At 41.5% G+C, this 20,906-nt stretch carries 14 protein-coding genes; 6 read left to right on the top strand and 8 right to left on the bottom strand.

From position 1 onward, the window contains the following. Positions 1-7: 7 nt before the first annotated feature. The 6 genes from IEE83_RS15255 (at position 8) to IEE83_RS15280 (ending at position 9,300) form a co-directional block, all read left to right on the top strand. Positions 8-925 carry a DUF5777 family beta-barrel protein gene (locus IEE83_RS15255; protein ID WP_194121405.1) on the top strand — a complete coding sequence of 306 codons (918 nt, stop codon included), beginning with the start codon at positions 8-10 and terminating at the stop codon, positions 923-925. After that, the gene (locus tag IEE83_RS15260; RefSeq protein ID WP_228101824.1) at positions 915-1,505 is read left to right on the top strand and encodes a YceI family protein; all 591 of its coding nucleotides are present in this window, start codon (positions 915-917) and stop codon (positions 1,503-1,505) included. Before IEE83_RS15255 ends, IEE83_RS15260 begins: the two co-directional genes overlap by 11 nt. A 32-nt stretch (positions 1,506-1,537) precedes the next feature. After that, positions 1,538-1,930 carry a hypothetical protein gene (locus IEE83_RS15265; protein ID WP_194121406.1) on the top strand — a complete coding sequence of 131 codons (393 nt, stop codon included), beginning with the start codon at positions 1,538-1,540 and terminating at the stop codon, positions 1,928-1,930. A gap of 86 nt (positions 1,931-2,016) precedes the next feature. Next, the gene (locus tag IEE83_RS15270; RefSeq protein ID WP_194121407.1) at positions 2,017-6,372 is read left to right on the top strand and encodes a CusA/CzcA family heavy metal efflux RND transporter; all 4,356 of its coding nucleotides are present in this window, start codon (positions 2,017-2,019) and stop codon (positions 6,370-6,372) included. Between the two features lie 10 nt (positions 6,373-6,382). Beyond that, positions 6,383-7,513 (top strand): efflux RND transporter periplasmic adaptor subunit, encoded by a 1,131-nt coding sequence (locus IEE83_RS15275; RefSeq protein ID WP_194121408.1) that lies wholly within the window; start codon positions 6,383-6,385, stop codon positions 7,511-7,513. 917 nt (positions 7,514-8,430) lie between these two features. Beyond that, complete coding sequence (locus tag IEE83_RS15280; protein WP_194121409.1) at positions 8,431-9,300, top strand: alpha/beta fold hydrolase; 870 nt, start codon at positions 8,431-8,433, stop codon at positions 9,298-9,300. 44 nt (positions 9,301-9,344) lie between these two features. Here IEE83_RS15280 and IEE83_RS15285 read toward each other — a convergent pair whose 3' ends face one another. The 8 genes from IEE83_RS15285 to IEE83_RS15320 all read right to left on the bottom strand — a co-directional run bounded on the left by IEE83_RS15285 (position 9,345) and on the right by IEE83_RS15320 (position 20,838). Then, positions 9,345-10,370, bottom strand: coding sequence for a bestrophin family protein (locus IEE83_RS15285; protein ID WP_194121410.1), 1,026 nt, complete (start codon positions 10,368-10,370; stop codon positions 9,345-9,347). Positions 10,371-10,439: 69 nt separating this feature from the next. Further along, on the bottom strand, positions 10,440-11,054 hold the full coding sequence (locus IEE83_RS15290; protein WP_194121411.1) for a Crp/Fnr family transcriptional regulator: 615 nt from the start codon (positions 11,052-11,054) through the stop codon (positions 10,440-10,442). A 117-nt stretch (positions 11,055-11,171) separates the two neighbouring features. After that, the gene (locus tag IEE83_RS15295; protein ID WP_228101825.1) at positions 11,172-12,035 is read right to left on the bottom strand and encodes an AraC family transcriptional regulator; all 864 of its coding nucleotides are present in this window, start codon (positions 12,033-12,035) and stop codon (positions 11,172-11,174) included. Between the two features lie 49 nt (positions 12,036-12,084). Continuing rightward, the gene (locus IEE83_RS15300; RefSeq protein ID WP_194121412.1) at positions 12,085-12,927 is read right to left on the bottom strand and encodes an alpha/beta hydrolase; all 843 of its coding nucleotides are present in this window, start codon (positions 12,925-12,927) and stop codon (positions 12,085-12,087) included. Between the two features lie 238 nt (positions 12,928-13,165). Further along, the gene (locus tag IEE83_RS15305; RefSeq protein WP_194121413.1) at positions 13,166-15,142 is read right to left on the bottom strand and encodes a sigma 54-interacting response regulator; all 1,977 of its coding nucleotides are present in this window, start codon (positions 15,140-15,142) and stop codon (positions 13,166-13,168) included. 33 nt (positions 15,143-15,175) lie between these two features. Then, positions 15,176-17,662, bottom strand: coding sequence for a tetratricopeptide repeat-containing sensor histidine kinase (locus IEE83_RS15310; RefSeq protein ID WP_228101826.1), 2,487 nt, complete (start codon positions 17,660-17,662; stop codon positions 15,176-15,178). A 73-nt stretch (positions 17,663-17,735) separates the two neighbouring features. Next, positions 17,736-19,808 carry a tetratricopeptide repeat-containing sensor histidine kinase gene (locus tag IEE83_RS15315; RefSeq protein WP_194121414.1) on the bottom strand — a complete coding sequence of 691 codons (2,073 nt, stop codon included), beginning with the start codon at positions 19,806-19,808 and terminating at the stop codon, positions 17,736-17,738. 166 nt (positions 19,809-19,974) lie between these two features. Continuing rightward, entirely contained in the window at positions 19,975-20,838 is an 864-nt protein-coding gene (locus tag IEE83_RS15320) for an alpha/beta fold hydrolase (RefSeq protein ID WP_194121415.1), read from the bottom strand. Between the last annotated feature and the right edge of the window lie 68 nt (positions 20,839-20,906).

Raw genomic sequence — 20,906 nt, forward strand, 5'->3', positions numbered from 1 at the left:
TGTTATTATGTTGAAAAGACTTTTTGTCATGGGGATGATTCTGACCAGCCGTACCGTTTTCGCTCAGAGCGATCTGTTAAAAGAGCTTGACCAGGTTCAGGATTCGGTTGTGAATTACAGCGCAGCTACCTTCAAAGGAACCCGGATCATTAACGGTCATTCTGTTGAAACGGTTGGAAAAAACAACTTGGATTTCCTGATTTCCCACCGGTTTGGCGCTGTGAATTCAGGAGCGCAAAACTTTTTTGGTTTAGACGAAGCGCAGATTCGTCTGGCCTTGGAATATGGATTAACAGACCGGCTTATGATCGGTATTGGCAGAAGCAGTTATCAAAAAACGATCGATATTTTTGCCAAATACAGGCTTTTAAAACAATCTACGGGAGCCAGAAATATGCCGGTATCAGTAACTCTTTTTGCCAGTGATGCGCATAATTCGACCACTTCTTCCACAGAGCTGCCTTTTTATACCATTATGCAGCGCCAGACTTATACCTTTCAGGCACTTATTGCCAGGAAATTTAATGAGAAACTATCGATTCAGTTAAGTCCGACAGTCGCTCATAGAAACCTGGCTGAGAATCAGATCGATGCCAATACCATCTATTCGCTGGGCATGGGCGGGCGCTATAAACTTACCAAGCGGACATCGTTTAATGTGGAATACTGGTATACGCCAAAAAGTTTCGCCGGTACAACCCAACGGGATCCGAGATTCACCAATACATTATCACTTGGTTTTGATATCGAAACAGGCGGCCACGTATTCCAGCTTCACCTGACAAATTCAAGAGGAATGATTGAGAAACAGTTTATCGGACAAACCACCGGAAAGTGGAACAACGGCGATATTTTCTACGGTTTTAACATTTCAAGGACATTCAGTTTTGACAAGAACAGAAAACGCAGATCAAATGCTTACTAAAACCTTCCGGATCATGCTGGCTTTGATGATCAGCCAGCTGATTGCAATCACCTGTTTTGGACAGTTATATATGACAAAAACAGGTCAGACCAGCTTTTTTTCTGAAACAGCGCTTGAAAATATTGCCGCTGTGAATAATCAGGTACTCGTGATCCTTAATACTTCTAATGGTGAGATTGCAGTTAAGATGCCGCAGCGAGGTTTTCATTTCCCAAACAAGCTGATGGAAGAACATTTCAATGAAAACTATATGGAGACCGAGAAATATCCATCGGCAGTTTTTACCGGAAAAATAAAAGAACCGGTAGATTACAGCAAGGATGGGAATTATGCAGTTAATGTGGATGGAATTCTGGATATGCATGGTGTAAAACAAAACAGAACTTTTAAAGGGCAGATCAGTATCGCAGCAGGGCAAGTCACGCTGACTTCTAATTTTGACATAAAACTAACGGATCATAAAATTGAGGTTCCTACTCTGGTTTTGGCTAAAATTGCTGAGTCCATTGCCGTGAAGAACAAATTTGTCTTGACTCCTAAAAGGCTTGAAATACAAATAATATATCCGGTTAAATTTTAACTATTTTCACAAGTAAAAAAGCTGCTAACGGTTTGAAAAAACTCATTTCTATATCGTTTCTGATGATTTACCTGCTTTCAACTTCCGAGTTGGTCGAGCTTGTAAAACTTCCTGTGCTGCTGCATCATTTTCAGCAGCATAAGAAATGGGATAGCAGCATCACATTTTTTGAATTTCTGACAGCGCATTACGCAGAAAGCATTACAGATAATGCCGATTACGATCTCGATAAAAAACTGCCGTTTAAAACCAATACGGATCACACGTCCGGAAATATCTGGATTGCACCGATGGCAGTAATCCAGTCGTATATTTTTAAAATAAATCCATCGTTTTTCCTGCAAAAACAGGTGTTTACTTACAAGGACGGAGCGCTTCTTTCCTTTGTTCTTTCCAATATCTGGCAGCCGCCAAAGTCCCTCTGAATCATTAATGATTTCCCAATGCACGCAGCGTTCAACGCTGTGAAAAGTTGCATTTATCTCTAATTGCAGATTTAGATAGAAAAAATATGCTTAACAAAATTATTGGGTTTGCCGTTGGCAACAAGCTCATCGTGGGTCTGTTTGTCATAGGCCTGGTAATCTATGGAGGCTTTGAATTGACAAGGTTGCCCATAGACGCCGTCCCGGATATCACAAATAATCAGGTGCAGGTTATCACGGTTGCTCCTTCTTTTGGCGCAACCGATATTGAAAGGCTGGTAACTTTCCCGATTGAACAGGCCAATAACAATATTGCCGGGCTGAAAGAAATCCGAAGTTTTTCCCGTTTTGGCTTGTCCCTTGTCACCATCGTTTTTGATGATGCTACCGATATTTACTGGGCCAGACAGCAGGTTTCAGAGCGACTTTTAAAAGTACAGACGCTGATCCCGCAGGGTATCGGCACGCCCGAATTAGGTCCGATCAGCACCGGGCTTGGGGAAATTTATCAATATGTAGTCCGTCCCAAAGAAGGGTATGAACACCGTTACAATGAAACGGATCTTCGCACCATTCAGGACTGGATCGTGCGGCGTCAGCTTCTGGGTGTTAAAGGCGTGGCCGAGGTCAGCAGTTTTGGCGGGAAATTAAAACAGTTTTCTATTGAGATTGATCCCGATAAACTTTTGTCCTACGGAATCACGATCAATGATGTTTTTTCCGCACTTCAGAGTAACAATGAAAATACCGGAGGTGCTTATATTGAAAAAGGCCCTACCGTGCTGTTCATCCGCAGCGAAGGTTTGGTTGAAAATCTGGATGATATCAAAAACATTGCAGTCAAAAATCTTGCGGATGGACAGCCGCTTTTCATCCGGGACGTTGCAGAAGTAAAAACCGGTTTCGCCACCCGTTATGGAGCGATGTGTTATAACCACAAAGGTGAGGTTTCAGGCGCGGTTGTGATGATGCTGAAAGGAGCTAACAGCAGTGAAGTAATTAAAAATGTTAAGGAAAGAGTTGCCCAAGTCCAGAAAACTTTGCCGGAGGGTGTTGTGATCGAGCCTTTTCTGGACCGCACCAAAATGGTTCATAACGCCATCGGTACCGTTGAAAAAAATCTTTTGGAAGGCGCGTTGATCGTCGTTTTCGTACTGGTGCTTTTCCTCGGCAATTTAAGAGCCGGTTTGCTGGTAGCTTCAGTGATCCCACTGGCGATGCTTTTTGCTGTGATCATGATGAACACCTTTGGTGTCAGTGGAAATTTGATGAGTCTCGGCGCGCTGGATTTTGGCTTGATTGTAGACGGGGCGGTGATTATCGTTGAGGCGGTGATGCACCACATCACGCACAACAAAAAATTCGCCGGACTGGTGAGCATTTCTCAAACACAAATGGATGAGGAAGTGAACGAATCCGCCGAACGGATGATGAACAGTGCCGTTTTTGGCCAGGTTATCATCTTGATCGTTTATCTGCCCATTTTCACCTTGCAGGGAATTGAAGGAAAAATGTTCAAACCGATGGCCCAAACCGTTGCGTTTGCACTTTTGGGCGCCTTCATTTTATCACTCACCTATATCCCGATGATGAGCGCGGTATTTTTAAGTAAAAAGATCAAAAAAGAACCAGGACTTTCTGACCGGATCATGGATAGACTTTCGAAGAAATACAGATATGGATTGGAGGGCGTAATCCGCCATCCGAAAATGATCCTGGCTTCGGTACTAATCCTTTTTGGCTGCGCCGTTTACGTACTGACGACTTTGGGCGGAGAATTTATTCCGGCTCTTGAAGAAGGTGATTTCGCTGTGGATACACGTGTGTTAACCGGAAGCAGCCTTACAACTACCATTGAAAATACGCAAAAAGCAGCCCATATTCTGAAAGCGCAGTTTCCGGAAGTGTTGAAAGTGGTAACTAAAATAGGCAGCGGAGAGGTGCCAACAGATCCCATGCCGATGGAGGCCAGTGACATGATGGTGATCCTGAAAGATAAAAGTCAGTGGACATCCGCTAAAACTTTTCCTGAACTTTCTGATAAAATGAGCCAAGCACTTAAAGCCGTACCAGGCATCACGGCAGGATTTCAATTTCCGGTTCAGATGCGTTTTAATGAGCTAATGACCGGAGCCAGACAGGATGTTGTCTGCAAGATTTTCGGAGAAGATTTGGACACGCTGGCTTTGTACGCGAAAAAACTCGGTATGATGGTCAACAAAGTAGAAGGGACAAAAAATTTATATGTAGAAGCTGTTTCAGGTATGCCGCAAATCACCATACGCTATAACCGTAATGCGCTAGCCCAATATGGTTTGAACATCACCGCGATTAACAAGATTGTCAACACAGCTCTTGCCGGGCAGAGTACCGGAATGGTTTTCGAAGGGGAGAAACGATTTGAACTGGTTGTCAGATTACGCGGCGAACAGAAGAAAAATCTTGAAGATATTCAGAATCTGCTGATTTCTACTGCCAATGGCAATCAGATTCCGCTTAATCAACTGGCGGAAGTTAAAATACTGAATGGTCCCAATCAGATACAGCGGGAAGATTCCAAAAGACGTATAGTTGTTGGATTTAATATTTCAGGACGAGATGTCCAAAGCATTGTTACTGAGCTGCAAACCAAAGTGAATCAGAACCTTAAACTTGCTACCGGTTATTACGTAACCTATGGCGGATCATTTGAAAACCTGAATGCGGCAAAGCAGCGCCTGATGGTAGCGGTACCCGTTTCGCTCTTGCTGATCTTTGTGCTGCTGTTTTTTGCCTTTAATTCAGTAAAAGATGGTTTACTGATTTACTCAGCCATACCGCTATCTGCAATCGGCGGTATCTTTTTCCTTGCCTTGCGCGGTATGCCATTCAGCATCAGCGCAGGCATCGGATTTATAGCCCTTTTTGGCGTAGCCGTTCTGAACGGCATTGTGCTGGTCGCTGAATTTAACCGAATCAGAAAAGAAGAGGGAAAAAGCATTAAAGCAGCTGTTTTGCAAGGCACCCAGCACAGACTACGACCGGTTCTGATGACTGCATTTGTGGCTTCGCTCGGCTTTTTCCCCATGGCGATCAGCAACGGCGCAGGAGCCGAAGTGCAACGACCATTGGCAACGGTAGTGATCGGCGGACTTCTGGTAGCAACATTTCTGACACTTTTTGTTCTTCCGGTTCTCTATATGTTTTTCGAAAACGGTTTTAAATTTAAAGATATCAGTAAAGGAGCCTTGTTACTGCTGATCATCCCGGTTCTTTCCGTTATAAATCCTTCCAAAAGTTTTTCACAAAACAGGATCGATCTGAAAACTGCTCAGCAAATGGCCATTGCCAATAACCAAAACCTGAAAACCGAAAAACTTCGCACGGAATATCAGAAAGCCCTGGTAAAAACGGCAGCAGTTGTTCCGCAGACAACGGTGCAACTGGAAGGCGGGCAAATTAACAGTTTTTACACTGATACCCGCATTAATATAGCGCAGTCGTTCAGCCTACCTGTTGTTTATGCCAAACAAAAAAACCTTCTGCAAAGCGAACTTGCATCCAGCGTACTGAACGTGGCCGTTCGGGAAAGCGAGCTGAAAAGAAATATAGCGCAGGTTTATTATCTTTTTATTTTTCAAAATAAAAAAAGAGAACTTTTGAAATCGCTTGATAGTCTTTATAGTGGTTTTTACCAGAGAGCCCAGCAGAGGTTTGAAAAGGGAGAAAGTGATATTCTGGAAAAAACCATGGTGGAATCTCAGCTGGCAGAAATCCGGATGCAAAGCCAGCAGCTTGAATCTGACCTGAATTTATCCAGGTTACAATTTCAGTTACTATTGAATACCACAACCGATTTTCAGCCCAAAACGGAAGACCGCTATGTGTTTGCAGCCGGCCTGGATTCAACTTCGCTGGCCAATCATCCACAGATGCGCTATTTGATGCAGCAGCAGCAAATAGCCGCCGCGAGCATTGCTGTCGAAAAATCAAAACTTTTGCCACAGCTAAATGTGGGCTACAATAATATGAGCATGCGTGGAACCGGTGCAAATGATAAAACCTATTCGGCTTCACAGCGCTTTCAATCCGCGCAGATCGGTGTGGGTATTCCAATTTTTGCAGGAGCCCAGAAGGCCCGGATCAACAGTGCAAGGATCAATCAGGATATTACACGTCAAAGTTATCAGGCTAGTGCCCAGTCGCTGAAATCTCAGTATTTAGCGGCCCTGACCCAGTACAGGAAATTCCTGACTGCCGTGCAGTATTACGAAACAACAGGACTAGCCAATGCGTCGCTGATCACCAGAGCGGCCAAGGAGCAGCTCGCCGGCGGCAATATCAATTATCTGCAATGGGCGCAGCTGATCAGTCAGGCTGCCAGCATCCAAAGCAATTATCTGGACATGGTCAACAGCCTGAACAGCAAAGCCATTGACCTAAGTTATTACCTTGAAAACTAAAAAGCCTGCTATGAAATATCTGATCTTTGCAGCAATCGTCATCACCGTGTTATCCTGTTCAGAAAAGGAAGAACACCAATCTCCTGAAACAGAAAAACCAGCAAATGAGAATATTGCTTCGCTTAATAAAGAACAAATTCAGAATGCCGGCATTAAGTTGTCACTCCCTGAAAAAAAACAGGTTTCGGAAATTCTGAAACTGAACGGGAAAATTGATGTACCACCGCAAAACATTGTTTCCATCAGCGTGCCTCTGGGAGGTTATTTGAAAAGAACACGGCTTTTACCCGGCACGCCGGTGAAAAAAGGAGAAATTCTGGCCGTTATGGAAGACCAGCAGTATATCCAATTGCAGCAGGATTATCTGACAGGAAAAGCCCGGTTAGCATTTCTTGAAAGCGATTATGTGCGTCAAAAGGATTTGAATAAAAATAAATCCAGCAGCGATAAAATATTCCAGCAGGCCGAATCGGATTACTTCAGCCAGCAGGTGATGATGAAATCGCTTTACGAAAAACTGCGCCTGGCAGGTATTAATCCGGATAAATTGTCGAAAGATAATATCTCGCGCAGTGTCAATATTTACTCCCCTATCAACGGTTATGTTTCCAAAGTCAATGTCAATATCGGGAAATATGTATCACCAACGGAGGTATTGTTTGAACTGATAAATCCGACTGATATTCACCTGGCGCTTAAAGTTTTTGAAAAAGATCTTGATAAAATAAAAAAGGGACAGCGTCTTTTGGCTTATACTAACAACAATCCTAGCAAAAAGTATGAATGTGAGATTATCCTGATCAGCAAGGACCTTTCCATCGAAAGAACTGCGGAGGTCCACTCCCATTTTGAAAAATATGAGCCGGGACTTTTGCCCGGAATGTTCATGAATGCTGACATCGAACTGAACAGAAGGACTGTCCTTGTGCTACCTGATGATGCGATTGTGACCTTTGAAGAAAAGCAATTTGTTTTTATTCCAAAAGGAAAAGATAATTTCGAAATGAAACAGGTAAAAACCGGTACCAGCGAAAACGGATTTACAGAAATCATTACCAAAGAAAATTTTGACGAACAGCTTTGTGTCGTAAAAGGCGCTTATTCTCTTTTGATGTTGCTTAAAAATAAATCAGAGGATTAGTGCCCTGATTGGTTTACTCTCTAAGCGAGATTCTAGTTGTAGCATCTTTCGAAGTGAAACGCTGCTATAACTGGAACAATGTTGAGACGCAGGCACTTCCATATGAAAAGTATTTGTTAAGGGCTGAATATGGAATTATGGGAAACGAGCATGATAGTGATTGATAATCTTGTACGGTTCGTTGATAAAAGGCTTTATTTAGTTAAACAATTTTAACTTGGATTGGCAAACACTATTGATTTTTCTGAGATTAGCAGGAAAGAAAGGAGTTAAACAACTTTACATTTTTGATTGGGTTAAGACACTTTACTCAATAAGACTTTCCTGACAACTAAGGCTCAGCAAGTGCCTGCTGATCTTGCCAGACCTGATCATTCTGAGTGTTAATTTTGTATAATAAAAAATAGGTGCCGGGCACAAAAACAAGATCAGCACGCTTCTAGTCAAATTCAATTGCTACTTTAAAACCTATCTTCCTATCAGTTTTTCACTCATGAAGTTGACACGGAATGTCTTGTTTTTCACTGGATATAAAATTTAACATTTTCAATCAAATCTTAAAACAGAAGAACCGCCAAATTTTCATTCGATCAGGTCAGTAAAACAGACTCGGGCACTCAAATTACCCACAGTTAAGATTATTATATTCTAAAAAACGAACAAGAACGGAAAGAGCCAGATATCCGGATGCCCGAAGATTATCTTCTGATATCCAAATGTGGTTTAGATTGCTATAATCTTTAAGCAATCACTTTTTTTGCACTGCTATTCTAACCCCTCCACAATTGAATTATACAAATGTTAACCGCATTGTGACCTTTACATAAAACCCCATAGCCGGTACTTTTATCAGACGGTTTTTGTGATCGTCTTAAATCTTTATTAACAAACAAGCTGGTCTAACACCATTTATCAAAATGTCCAACAAAAAAACATCTTACAAATATCTTCAGGTCGGCGGTCTGAAGATATTTTATCGTGAGGCTGGCGATCCATTAAAGGAAACCATTGTGCTGCTGCATGGTTTTCCTACATCATCACATATGTACAGGCGTTTACTTCTCGAACTGTCCGATGAATTTCATCTTATAGCACCAGATTATCCTGGTTTTGGCAACAGCGATTTTCCATCTCCGGATGATTTCCAGTACACTTTTGACAACATTTCAAATATAATTGACCAATTTTTGGAAAGCCTGAATTTGACATCGTATGTGCTGATGATTCAGGATTACGGAGCACCAGTGGGCTACCGAATTGCGACTGCCCATCCAGAAAGAGTCCGGGCGTTCATAGTGCAAAACGGGAATGCCTATGAGGAAGGATTAAGCGAGGGCTTTGCCGAATCCAGAAAATTCTGGAAAACCAGAACTCCTGAAACAGAATCGCCAATGCGGGCGATGTTCACGCTCGAAAGCATCAGATGGCAATATACATTCGGATCAAAAAATCCCGAAAATATCAGCCCCGACAATTGGAACCTTGATTTCGCAAAAATATCAAGACCTGGCAATGACCGTGCACAGTTGGATCTGTTATATGATTACAAGACTAATCTGGAACTTTATCCAAAATGGCAGCAGTACCTCAGGGATAATCAGCCACCGATGCTCATCACCTGGGGCAAAAATGATCCATTCTTTCCGGAACCTGGCGCAAAAGCCTATCTTCAAGATGTAGAAAATGCCGAATATTACACCTTTGATACCGGACATTTTGCTCTTGAAGAGGAAGGTCTGGCTATCTCCAAAAAAATCCGCGATTTCATGAGGCGCTTAAAAGTGTAAAACGTGCGCGTGCTCCATGATAAATATTACACCAAAAAACCATGTCAGATCAAGACATGGTTTTTTGGTGTAATGGGTGCGGGAATATTCTTTTCCCCAATCGTTTGAAGCATATTAATCTCTATTTCCCGGCATATCGAAAGCATCGGAGTATCGCTGCGCAATCCTTCAAACGGATTTTCACAGTAGTCGCTGATCATTTCCATTGCCACAAATATCCAGCCAATAACGATCCCGACCGGTATAGTCAGCCAGATTCCCGCCTTACCTAACCTGCTGAACTCACTGATCAGTCCGAAGGGCAGCAATAGAATAAATATGCATATAAATATAAAACTGAAAGATGAATACTCTCTTGGAAAAGGCGACTGCTTGATACGTTCCATCTTCCCTTGACCATCATAAAAATTTTTAACAGCAGACTGCAGCTCTATTTGCTGAATCATGTTAATGGCCTTACCGTCATAGAGCTGCTGGATCATTTCTGTTTGCATGTTCAATAACTGTACGGCTTTATTTTTGTAATGCTGCAAATTGACACTTTCTTCAGCCGGAAGGTATTTCTTTTTAGCAATTTCCTCTAATTCTTTCGCAAAACTCTTGTGAAGCTTATCACGGTGCCGACGGTTATAATATCCGGTTCCCCAGTAACTTTTCTGACTTAGATTTTCCCACACAGCGGGCTGCAGCAGTTGATCGCGAAGTTGATAAATATAGGCAATATGACGAAACACGATTTGTCGCCGTATCTCATCTTCCTGAATTTCACTCATTTCCCCTGACCGGTAGTGTCTGACCATCGTTGCCAGCACTCTGCTGCTATTGGTTATTTCACTCCATAATTTCCTCGCCTCCCAAAGCCTATCGTATGACTGATTATTTTTAAATCCGATATAAAATACCACCGCAGTCCCAATCAACGGCAATGGCAACCAGGAAAATTCCAGCAATTCCCAATTCAAAATATGGCACCCGATTGTCACAAACGACATCCACCCAGCCAGCCACAGCAAGTGATAACCGGTAAATTCCAAAATTGATTTCAGCGATATGTTTTTCTTTACGATCATAAAAAGTCTCCGTTTATACGGATAGGTAGATTATTTAAAAATTTCAAAAACGTGCTGTCATGATGTAAATCACAGGACAGACAGGTGCACCCTCTTTCTGATTCGGCTGAGTGATTGCGGGGTTACGTGCAGGTAAGTTGCGATATGGTAGTTGGAGAACATATCCAAAAGGTAAGCCTCGTCATTTAAAAACTTCAGATAACGTTCGGTAGCAGTTAAGGTTAATAAAGTCGTAATTCTATCATAAGCCACTATCAGGCTGCGTTCATGTAATTTTCTCATCCAGACTGCAAAAATTTCCGAATTTTCAATCAGCAGATCGACTACTTCTTTTGAGAATTTTACAGCATTTACTTCTGAGGTTGTCTGTATAGACATTTTGGATGGCACTCCGGATAAAAAGCTCCGGTAATCTACCGCAAATAAATTTTTAACGGGTGCACCGGGTTGGCTATGATGAAAAAACCAGGTTTTGGTTTTTCCGTCATAATCTGTGAAATACGAAATCGCCCTGCCATCAACCATAAAGTAGATATCCTTGCAGATTTCTCCTGCATTTAAAAGCAACTCGCTCTTTCTAATTCTGACAGGTTTGCAATTATTACCAATCAGATTTTTAGTTTTCTGGTCAAGCACCACATCTTTGTTTACCAAATCAAGAAAGGCTTTTAAAAACTCATGCATCCGTTTGCTTTTATAATTTTGATATTATGTTGAAGATCTCTTTAAATATGACAGATTGATACAAACGTTAATAGATATACGTATAATTGAGATAAAAGAACAGGTGCCCCAGTGATATTAAAAATCAGTCGTGCAGGTTTTTCGGTAATCTGTAAAGTTGCAGCCGCATCCCATTTTAAAAAATTTGCTGAAATGAGCCGTGTCTTCAAAGCCAAGTTTATAAGCGACCGTCTTCATACTATTGCCCTGGATTATGGCCATTCGTTTGGCTTGCAATAACAACCGTCTTCTGATATTGGCACTGGCAGTCATCCCGGTTTCCTGTTTGACGATCTGGTTTAAATAATTGGGAGTTACAGCGAGTTCATCGGCATATTCACTCACTTTTTTACAGATATGATAACGTCTTTCCAGGAGATCTAGAAATCTTCTTGCCAATGTTGTTAAATCTGATTTAAAGGAAGAATGATAAACGATGGACCGCTGCCTGAGTAAATAGATCAGAATAATCTTCATGTACCCCGAAAGCACTTCCATCTTCTGACTGTGAGGACTGGTTAGCTCCTGACGCATACATTGGATTACACTCATGATGTTGGTTGTTGTCAACCCATCGACCTGGAAAATACGCGAAATACAATAGGCAAGATTAGGATAGGGAGAGTTAAGCTCTGCCGGAATAAATGTAACCGGGAAACGGATAATAAGCCCTTCCAGATCGGCAGCAGATTTGACATAAAATGCCTGGCTGGGTAAGAGAAAAACAATCATGCCGCTTGTGACTTCGAATGTTTCCAGGTCGAACATGATTTGAAAATGACCTTTGGTAATCCAGATCATTTCAACTATTTGCTCTTGTCGGGCCTGGCGCATAAAAAAGTACTCTGTGCTAAGTGCATTGATCTCAACAGGTTCGCTTCCGTAAGCTGGAAATTGAGGTAGCCTGTGAATCAGGTTCGAGGATGTTATGGGATTTGTCAAAGCAATTATGGGTTTAATGGATCATAACGGGTCAAAAAATTATATTTAATCAAAGCCTATCCTGCAACCAGCGCAGAATGTCTTTTACAATAATTCCATTGTATTTGTCATTGAGCAGATCATGGTAATGCCCCTCATAAAGTTTCAGCTGCTTATCATTTGAGGACGCATGATCAAGAAAATACTGACTTCCGACGGGGTTGGTGGCTTTGTCGGCAGTGCCATGCAGTATAAGCAGGGGAAGTCTGATTTCAGACATTTTGTTTTTTAAAAATTCACCCGCAAGCAGCAGTTGCTGCATCGTTCTGGTAGGTTGTTTTTCGTTTGCAAGCAAAGGATCGTTGTTCATTTTATCCACTACGGATTGGTCACGGGAAAAATCCTCATTTTTTAACTTGACCAGCCTTGCGTGAGGGATAATATGGCTAAGGAATCTGATAAAGGCCAGTGCAAATGCAGGCACAGGAAGATCAAATGCAAAGCTTTCACAGATAAGACCTTTTAATTTTGCCTGGTGAAGCGCAGCGTAAACCGAAGCAAAAACGCCACCTGCGCTATGGCCCAAAAGAAACAAAGGTAAAGTCGGATGTTCGCAGGTTACAATATTTACCAACCGGTCAATATCATCAATAACTTCATTATAATCCGAAATATAGTAACGCTCCCCTTCGGATTCTCCACGGCCGCCCAGATCGATGGCATATACTTCATAATCGTTTTCGACGAGTTGTGCTGCAAAGTTGTGATAATATCCGCTATGAGAATTTAGCCCGTGGACCACGATCACAATACCTTTTGGCTTACCCGTATCATTGATCCAGTTTCTGTAAAAAATAGTCTGGCCCTTGTCGTTAATGAAAACTGCTGTTTTTACATTAGGTTTTGAATCCATGAGGGTTACATTAGGTTTGATGTGTTACTTCAATTTCAAGAGTTACAGTAACCAAACATATGCCATGAGACACAAAACCAGGAAATGATTTCAATGATTTTACAAATCACACACAATCAAATATTTACAAAACAAAAGGAAAAATTATTAAAGTCATTTCCGATGTGAAGCTCCGAAATAATCGGAGCTTTTCTTTAAAGGCTCCGGTAATTTCGGAGGACACGCTGGTTCATAAACGCTATTCATTTGCTGACTGGTTGATGAAATCATCCTTTCTGATTCCCAATTTTGCCATTTTAGATTCCAGCGTCGTTGGCTTTATATTTAGTAATTCCGCAGCGCCACGTGCTCCGCGTACTACTCCATTGGCTTTTTTGAGAATGGAGATGATATAATCTCTTTCTGTTTCTCTTTGAATATGCTTTACATCTTCAAGCGTTGTTATGCTTGTCTTACCTGATAGTTCCGCTTCTGCAAATCTCAGGCTCCGCTTTAATTGTAATTTTGATTTACCGTCATTGAGAATCACAGACTGCTCCAGAACATTGACAAGTTCCCGAACATTGCCCGGCCAGTCATAGGCTTGCATTTCTTCCAGCATTGATTCTGCAACACCGTAAAATATTTTCCCGAATTCTTTGCAAAACTTGTCTGCAAAAAATAATGTCAACGCTTCTATGTCGCTTTTTCTTTCCCGTAACGGAGGCAAAGTTATGGGAAAAACATTCAGGCGGTAATAAAGATCGAGCCTGAAAGTCCCATGGGCCACTTCCTTTTCCAGGTTACGGTTTGTAGCGGCAATGATTCGGACATTCACCTTTTTTGTTGCGCTGCTTCCCACATACTCAATTTCTTTTTCCTGTAAAACCCTTAAAAGTTTAACCTGCATGTCAAGGGGCAGCTCTCCAATCTCATCCAGAAATATAGTTCCTCCTTCAGCTTGTTCGAATTTCCCTTTTCTTTTTTCAGTTGCACCGGTAAACGAGCCTTTTTCATGACCGAATAATTCTGATTCAATCAACAAGGCAGGAATAGCCGCGCAATTTACTTTTACAAATGGTCCATTTTTTCTTGTCGAGAGCGCGTGAATGGATTGGGCAACATTTTCTTTTCCTGTTCCACTTTCACCCAGTATTAAAACCGAAGTGTTGTAAGGCGCCACCTGCATGGTTTGGTCTAACGCGGATAATAGCAGAGGATGACTCCCGACTATACCTTTGAATCCGGGAACAAATACTGCATCACCCAGTTTGTTATTTTCAGTGCGTGGTTTGGCAATTGTCAAGGTTGCCGGCCTATTTTCATCAATTTTTTTTGAAGATACTTCACCTAAATACGTCTTCAAACGCTTCAATAATTCGGCGTGACTTTTAGTATAAATATTCTGCTGGCGGCTGTAAAAGAAATAATCAACAAAATTCCCGGTGCTTATCTCAACAGGAAAAACCAGCAAAGACCGAAGCCTGAAAGAATCACTTAGTAGTTTTTGTAACGATATAATATCAGACTTTTCGGATAATATTTCACCAAAATAAATCGTCTCCCTTTCAAAACCACTGTTCTCAATTATTTGAGAAAAACCAGTTTCTTTCAGGTTAGCGATTGTCATCAGTTCCTTTTTTCCAATAAACTGATATTCATCAAAGCCGACCCGCAGATATGCTTTATCTTCAAATTCTGCCACATTTAGCGGCCTGGGGCTGCAGGCTATCAGATCAAACGGAATATGAACTTGCAGAGCCCTGGCGATTCTCAATAATCTTTCCTGGTTATCTAAAGTATTGGCAGTTATTTCAGAAAGCTGTTTTTGCAAAAGTTCCTCCAAACGAAACTTTGATTCAAGGCTGTGCTTATGACGGTACAGGGCAATATCAATTGTTACCAAAAGATCTTTTTCTCTGAATGGCTTGACAATAAATCCGTAGGGATCGGTAGCTTTTGCCTCTTCAAGAATCTCCTGACTGGAATTGGCGGATATGTAAACAAAAGCGATATTTTCCGCTTTCAGTTTTTTAGCAAAGTCAATCCCGGATTGTTTACCATCCAACCGTATATCCACAAGTACAAGATCCGGTTTATTCTTTTGCAGCATCTCCTCAGCCTCTTCGACCGAGGCGGCAATCCCGCTCACCCTGTAACCAGCCTGTTTTAATATTACCCGCAGATCGTTGGCCACAATAAATTCATCCTCTACAATAAGTACTTTATCATTCATAAACTGATTACAAAATTTTTAAGGCTTCACTGATCATTTCCTTAGTCCGGGAAATCTCACTGTAATATGCACGCCCTGGTTGCTTTCTATTTTAAAACTGCCCTTCAGTTGTTTGGTCAGCCCCTGCATCAAGTCAAGTCCCAATGAATTATTTTCTAACAAATCCAGCCCCTGGGGTAAACCAATGCCGTTATCCGATATCCTAAGTAATAAAAAATCGTGTTCGTCCCGGTGCAAATATACGCAGACACGTCCATGCTGCTCATTAAGAAATGCATATTTGATGGCGTTAACAATGCTTTCATTGATGATCAGGCCGAGCGGAATAGCCTGCGCTACATCAAGATAGGTCGGTTCAATATTTTGTTCAAAAGTGATACGGTTATCCGTGTCAAAACTTTCATGCAGATAACCCACCAGCTCCTCAATATATTCCGGCATGGCAATCTGCGAAGTATTCTCATCCAGATAAAGCTTCTGATGGATCAGCGACATAGCCTGCATCCTCCGGAGGCTGTCCTTAACAGCCACAACAGCCGAATCATCCTCCAGATATGCAGATTGCGAATTGAGCAAACTGGTTACCATCTGAAGATTATTTTTCACCCGGTGATGAACCTCCCTGATAAGCCACTCTTTTTCTTTAAGCAGTTTTTCCTGCTCAGAATTCAGTGTTTGAAGATAGAAATTTTTCTGATCCAGTTCTTTCTGATTTGCCTCTAGTTCTTTTTGCTTAGTTTCAAGTTTCTGATTGTTTCTTTGTTTTATAGAGTAACGATTGAGCAGTAACCCAATGATGATTAACAAAAGTACCAGGCCAGCCAGGGTTATATTTTTTGTTCTGTCGGCCTGGGCAGTTCGGATACGCTGCAATTGATTCTGGCTGTTTAACAGTTTTATATCCTTATCTTTTTTCTCTGCCTCATACTTTACCAGTAATTCACCAGCACTTTTTCTTTGTTCATTACTAAATACAGAATCTGTAAACTGGTAGCTTAGGTTGAGGTTTTTGATAGCATCCAGATACCTGCCGTCTGTGGAGTCAAGCTTATAAAGATTATAGAAATAATTTCCCTTCCCAAGAATGTCAAATGTGGAGACAAAATCTTTTCCCTGTTCGAGCAGTTCTCTGGCCCTGCCTGTTTTACCAATTACCCGGTAAAATGAAGAAATCTGGAAAAATGCGGCTGGAAATTCATCATGAACATATTCAACCGGAAACTTTTCGGCCATGATCAAAAAAATATTGTAATTTTTCTCTGCAAGATCGAATTTTTTCAGATTCTCGTAGGTGATTCCCAGTAATAATGCAAAGTGCATCTGTTCGAAATAAGTAGTAGGAGGATATTGATTCTCGGCCTCTGTAAGCAGTTCCAATGCTTCTTTGGCTCTACTGATATTGTTAAGCGTTGCAACCTTGCCTATCACGGATCTGTACCAGTACAATTTTGTAGCTGGTGTTTTGTTTTCCAACCCTTTATCGTACCATGACAGTGCTTCTTTATATTTAAAAAGACGGTCGTAGACACCTGCTCTTCTTGTATAAAACAAACTAATAAATACAGAATCAGCCTTAGAGGTTACACTCGCCAGACTTTTGTTTGAGTAACTCAATGCATTCCTAAGAGCCCCTTTCCTGTAAGCCAGCCAGGAAAGTGCATCATAAGGATATTGTTGCTGGCGAAAATGTATGGCCGACTGAAGACTGATAATCCTGATTAAAAGCTTCTCTGCCTGATCATAACGCTTGCCAACAAAATTCTCAATATTGATCAGCGACAGTGTTTCAATTTCGTGCTCTTTCATATGTTTTCTTTGGAAAATTGAAAGTGCCTTTTCAAATCTTGGTAACCTGCCGGGATCACCGTACCGGAGTATTTCTCCTGCACGCAGTAACGCCCGGGCTAAGGCTGGTTCGTTTCCTGCATGCTCACATAGCCTTACAATCTCAGAAAATTGTTTTTCACTTTCTTCTTTAAATCCGGATTGATCAAGCAGATAAGCCCGAAGCGTCAAACTTTCAATTTTCCACTGGACAGATTCTGATTTACTTAATTTTACTGCTTCGTCTATGTATTTAGTTGCCTGATGAAGATCTTCTTTTTTAGTACCTGGTAAAAAGACAAAGTGACTGCCCAGTTCGATCAATAATCTAATCCGGGCTGAATTATTTAATTTAGCCAGTAACGCTTTCGCCTCGCTAACTTTCCCCAAGCTCAACAGTTTGGAACCACCCGATAGGCTTCCGTCACTATATCCCTCATTATAAGCCAGCAGCGGACTCAACCCATACACGCTGCACGGAATACGTATGGCACTATCCATATCGATTTGGCCCTGACTGATCGTATGAAGATACTGCGCAGTGATGCGGATTAATAACCGCTGCCGGGCTGCGTCGTTATATCCGGATTTGCCGGACTGCCCAGCCGCGCTCAAACCAAATGACATAAACAGAACCGTGATCACCAACCACGGCAGCAACCGGTTTAAGTTGTTAAAGAAGATCTTAAAATTCATAACGGGGCCATGGTAATCTGACAAAGATCAGAAGCTTATTGATTTCGCGAGAAATCCCATTGAGACTATAAATTTATTTATTTAAATCAACAAATCTTACTGTTATATGCACCCCCTGATCGCTTTCAATAGAAAAGCTGCCCTTTAGCTGTTTTGCCAGTCCCCGAATCAGATTAAACCCAAGCGAATGATGCTCTGTAATGTCAAAACCCGGCGGCAGACCTATGCCATTATCTGATATTTTGAGCAGAATGTGGTCCGGCCCATCCCGCAGCAAACTTATCTGAACAACCCCGGATGACGGTTGTGGAAATGCATATTTTATAATATTAACAATACTTTCATTAATGATTAATCCCAGGGGAAGTGCCTGGGAGACATCAAGATTTAACGGCTCTATCGTAGGTTCAAAATCGATCTGGCTGATAGTATCAGCACTCTCACGAAGATCAGCCACCAGGTCATTGATGTACTCAGGCATTTCAATTGTATTCGTATTTTTATGCTCGTAAAGCTTTTGATGAATCAGCGACATTGCCTGCATTCGGAAAAGACTATCTTTCACAGCGGCAACAGCAGCAACATCTTTAAGGTAAGTAGATTGGGAATGCAGTAAGCTAATCACCATTTGAAGGTTGTTCTTGACCCGGTGGTGCACTTCGCCGATCAACCACTCTTTTTCTTTAAGAAGTTTATCTTGTGCTGCATTGAGTTTTTCCAAAAAAATATTTTTCTGGTCCAGTTCTTTCTGATGTGTTTCAAGCTCGCGGTTGCTTTTTTGTTTTATCATGTACTGGTTGAATAACAGCACGATTACGATCAGCAGCAATACTGCGCCGCCAAGGGTTATATTTTTTATCTTATGCGCCTGCTGGTTTTGGTTGTTGAGCAATTGCATATCCTTTTTTCTTTTTGCCATTTCATAACGGACATGCAGTTCTTCAATCTGCCGGCTTTTGGTTTCATTAAAAATCGAATCGCTTAATATTTTATGCTTCATTAAGTACTGCATCGCCGAGCGGTAATTTCCCATCGCCGAATCGGATTTATAAAGCATCATATATATTTCCTTATTATCAGAAAGTGAATTGACGCCTTCGGAAGCATTTAATGCTTTGTGTAAATAAATTACTGCCTTCCCATATTGCCGTTTATTGATAAAATACTGCCCGATTTCATAATGTACATCGGTGGTCACCTCATTGTTTTTTTCTAGCTGGCTGTCAAGGGTGATCAAATTCCGGTAATAGCGTTCGGCATGTTGATTCTGACCTAAAGCATGATAGCAGTAGGCCAGCGATGCCAATAAACTTGCTTTGGCATAAACGCCATTGGGTTTGTTTTTCGCTTGAATATCAAGAATAAATAAAAGTGCTTCCTTTTGTTTTTTGAGTTTGATAAGCTCCCTTGCCAAAAAACCTGCATCCCTGAACATATACTGATTAACTGTTTCAGTATATTTTCTTTCTCTGAACACTTTCCAATACCATGCGACGCTTTTTTCAGTTTGTCCCAGCTCTCTGTACATATTGGCGATACGGCTGTAAATAGTAGTAGCCGGGGAAAAATCCCGGCTGGCTTCCATACTTTCCACGGCTTTCAAGCCATATAAAATACCTTTACTAAAATCGCCCTTATAGCGGTTGGTAACGGCCAGAAGGTCATATACATAATAAATTTTGGGATAACCAATCGCTTTGTAACGGTGAAGTACATTTAATAACTGGGCCTCAGCAATATCTAATTTACCGTGCACCATATTCAGATCCGCAATACTTTTCAATGACTCTATTTCTTTATCTTCTATGCCCGCTTTTTTATAAAGGGACACCATTTTTTCAAAACAATACATTCGTGTTATGCCCGTTGTGTCACGTGAACGGATCAGCATGGCGAGCTCCTGCCATAAAGCCGCTTCAGACTGTTCATTTCCGGGTCCGCAGGTATTGTCTATCAGTTTTTTGAATAAATTTTTGCCTCGCTGTATTTCTCCCTTTTTAAAACTATGAATTGCACTGCTACGGAGCTGCGATAAAGAATCTGCCCGGTACTTGTAATGACTTTGGCTGAAAGTGTGTGTCCGGACGATCATCGAAATACTTATGATGTATATCACCCAAAGGACTTTTTGGAAATAGTGCTTCATCGAAAGGAGTTAATTTGCAGAGATCCTCATGGCAAAAAGAGTTTTGACTGCGCTATTCTATCATTTAATGTGTCGTATAAACAGAAAAACAGCGGCGAAAAATCGTCGCTGTGAAGTTCGAATAACCAAAATTTAAAAATCCTGGTCAATCATCTTCAAACTAATTTCAAAGAACTTTTCGGGTTAGGAAATCCCTGATTTTGTCCGCAATTTCCTCCCCTGCACTTTCTAGCGCAAAATGCCCTGCATCGAACAGATTGAATTCAAGGTTTTTGACATCTTTCTTGTAAGCCTCAGCCCCTGAAACCGGGAAAATATAGTCATTCTTTCCATAAACGATCAGCATCTCAGGATTAGAATCCCGAAGATATTGTTGCCACTTCGGATAGAGTACAACATTAGTACGGTAATCATAAAACAAATCCAGCTGAATTTGCCCGTTCTCCTCACGTTCCAGGTGACGCAGATCAATTTCCCAGTTATCCGGGCTAACCACGCTAGTATCGGGAACTCCGTGCGTATATTGCCATTTCAGTCCATCTGGTGCATGAAAGGTTTTAAGCGTATCCTCTGAGACTTTATCGTTCCTGTCTGCCCAGTAAAGCTTGAAGGGATCCCAGAATGTTTCCAGACCTTCTTCATAGGCACAACCATTCTGAATGATTAAGGTATCAATTTTTTCAGGATTCGCAGAAGCAATCCTCCATCCTACCGGAGCGCCATAATCCATCAGGTAGAGGCTGAATTTATTAATTCCGAGCGTTTCCAGAAGCTTCTCGACGATAACGGCATAGTTGGCAAATGTATATTCGAAGTCGGATATTTTCGGCTGCTCACTTCTTCCATATCCTGGATAATCAGGGGCGATCAGGCGGAATTTATCTGAAAGATTGCTGATTAGATTGCGAAACATGTGTGAGGATGAGGGGTATCCATGAAGCAGTACCAGCACAGGGGCATCGGCCGGACCGGCTTCACGATAAAAAATATCTACCCCGTTGATCTTGATAAATTGATGTTTGGTTTTCATTGCTTATAATCGATTATTGGTGGAAATTCACTGTGTACTATTAAATCCTAACTGGTCGTGGACCTGAT

This window comes from Dyadobacter subterraneus (assembly GCF_015221875.1).
Lineage (GTDB): Bacteria > Bacteroidota > Bacteroidia > Cytophagales > Spirosomataceae > Dyadobacter > Dyadobacter subterraneus.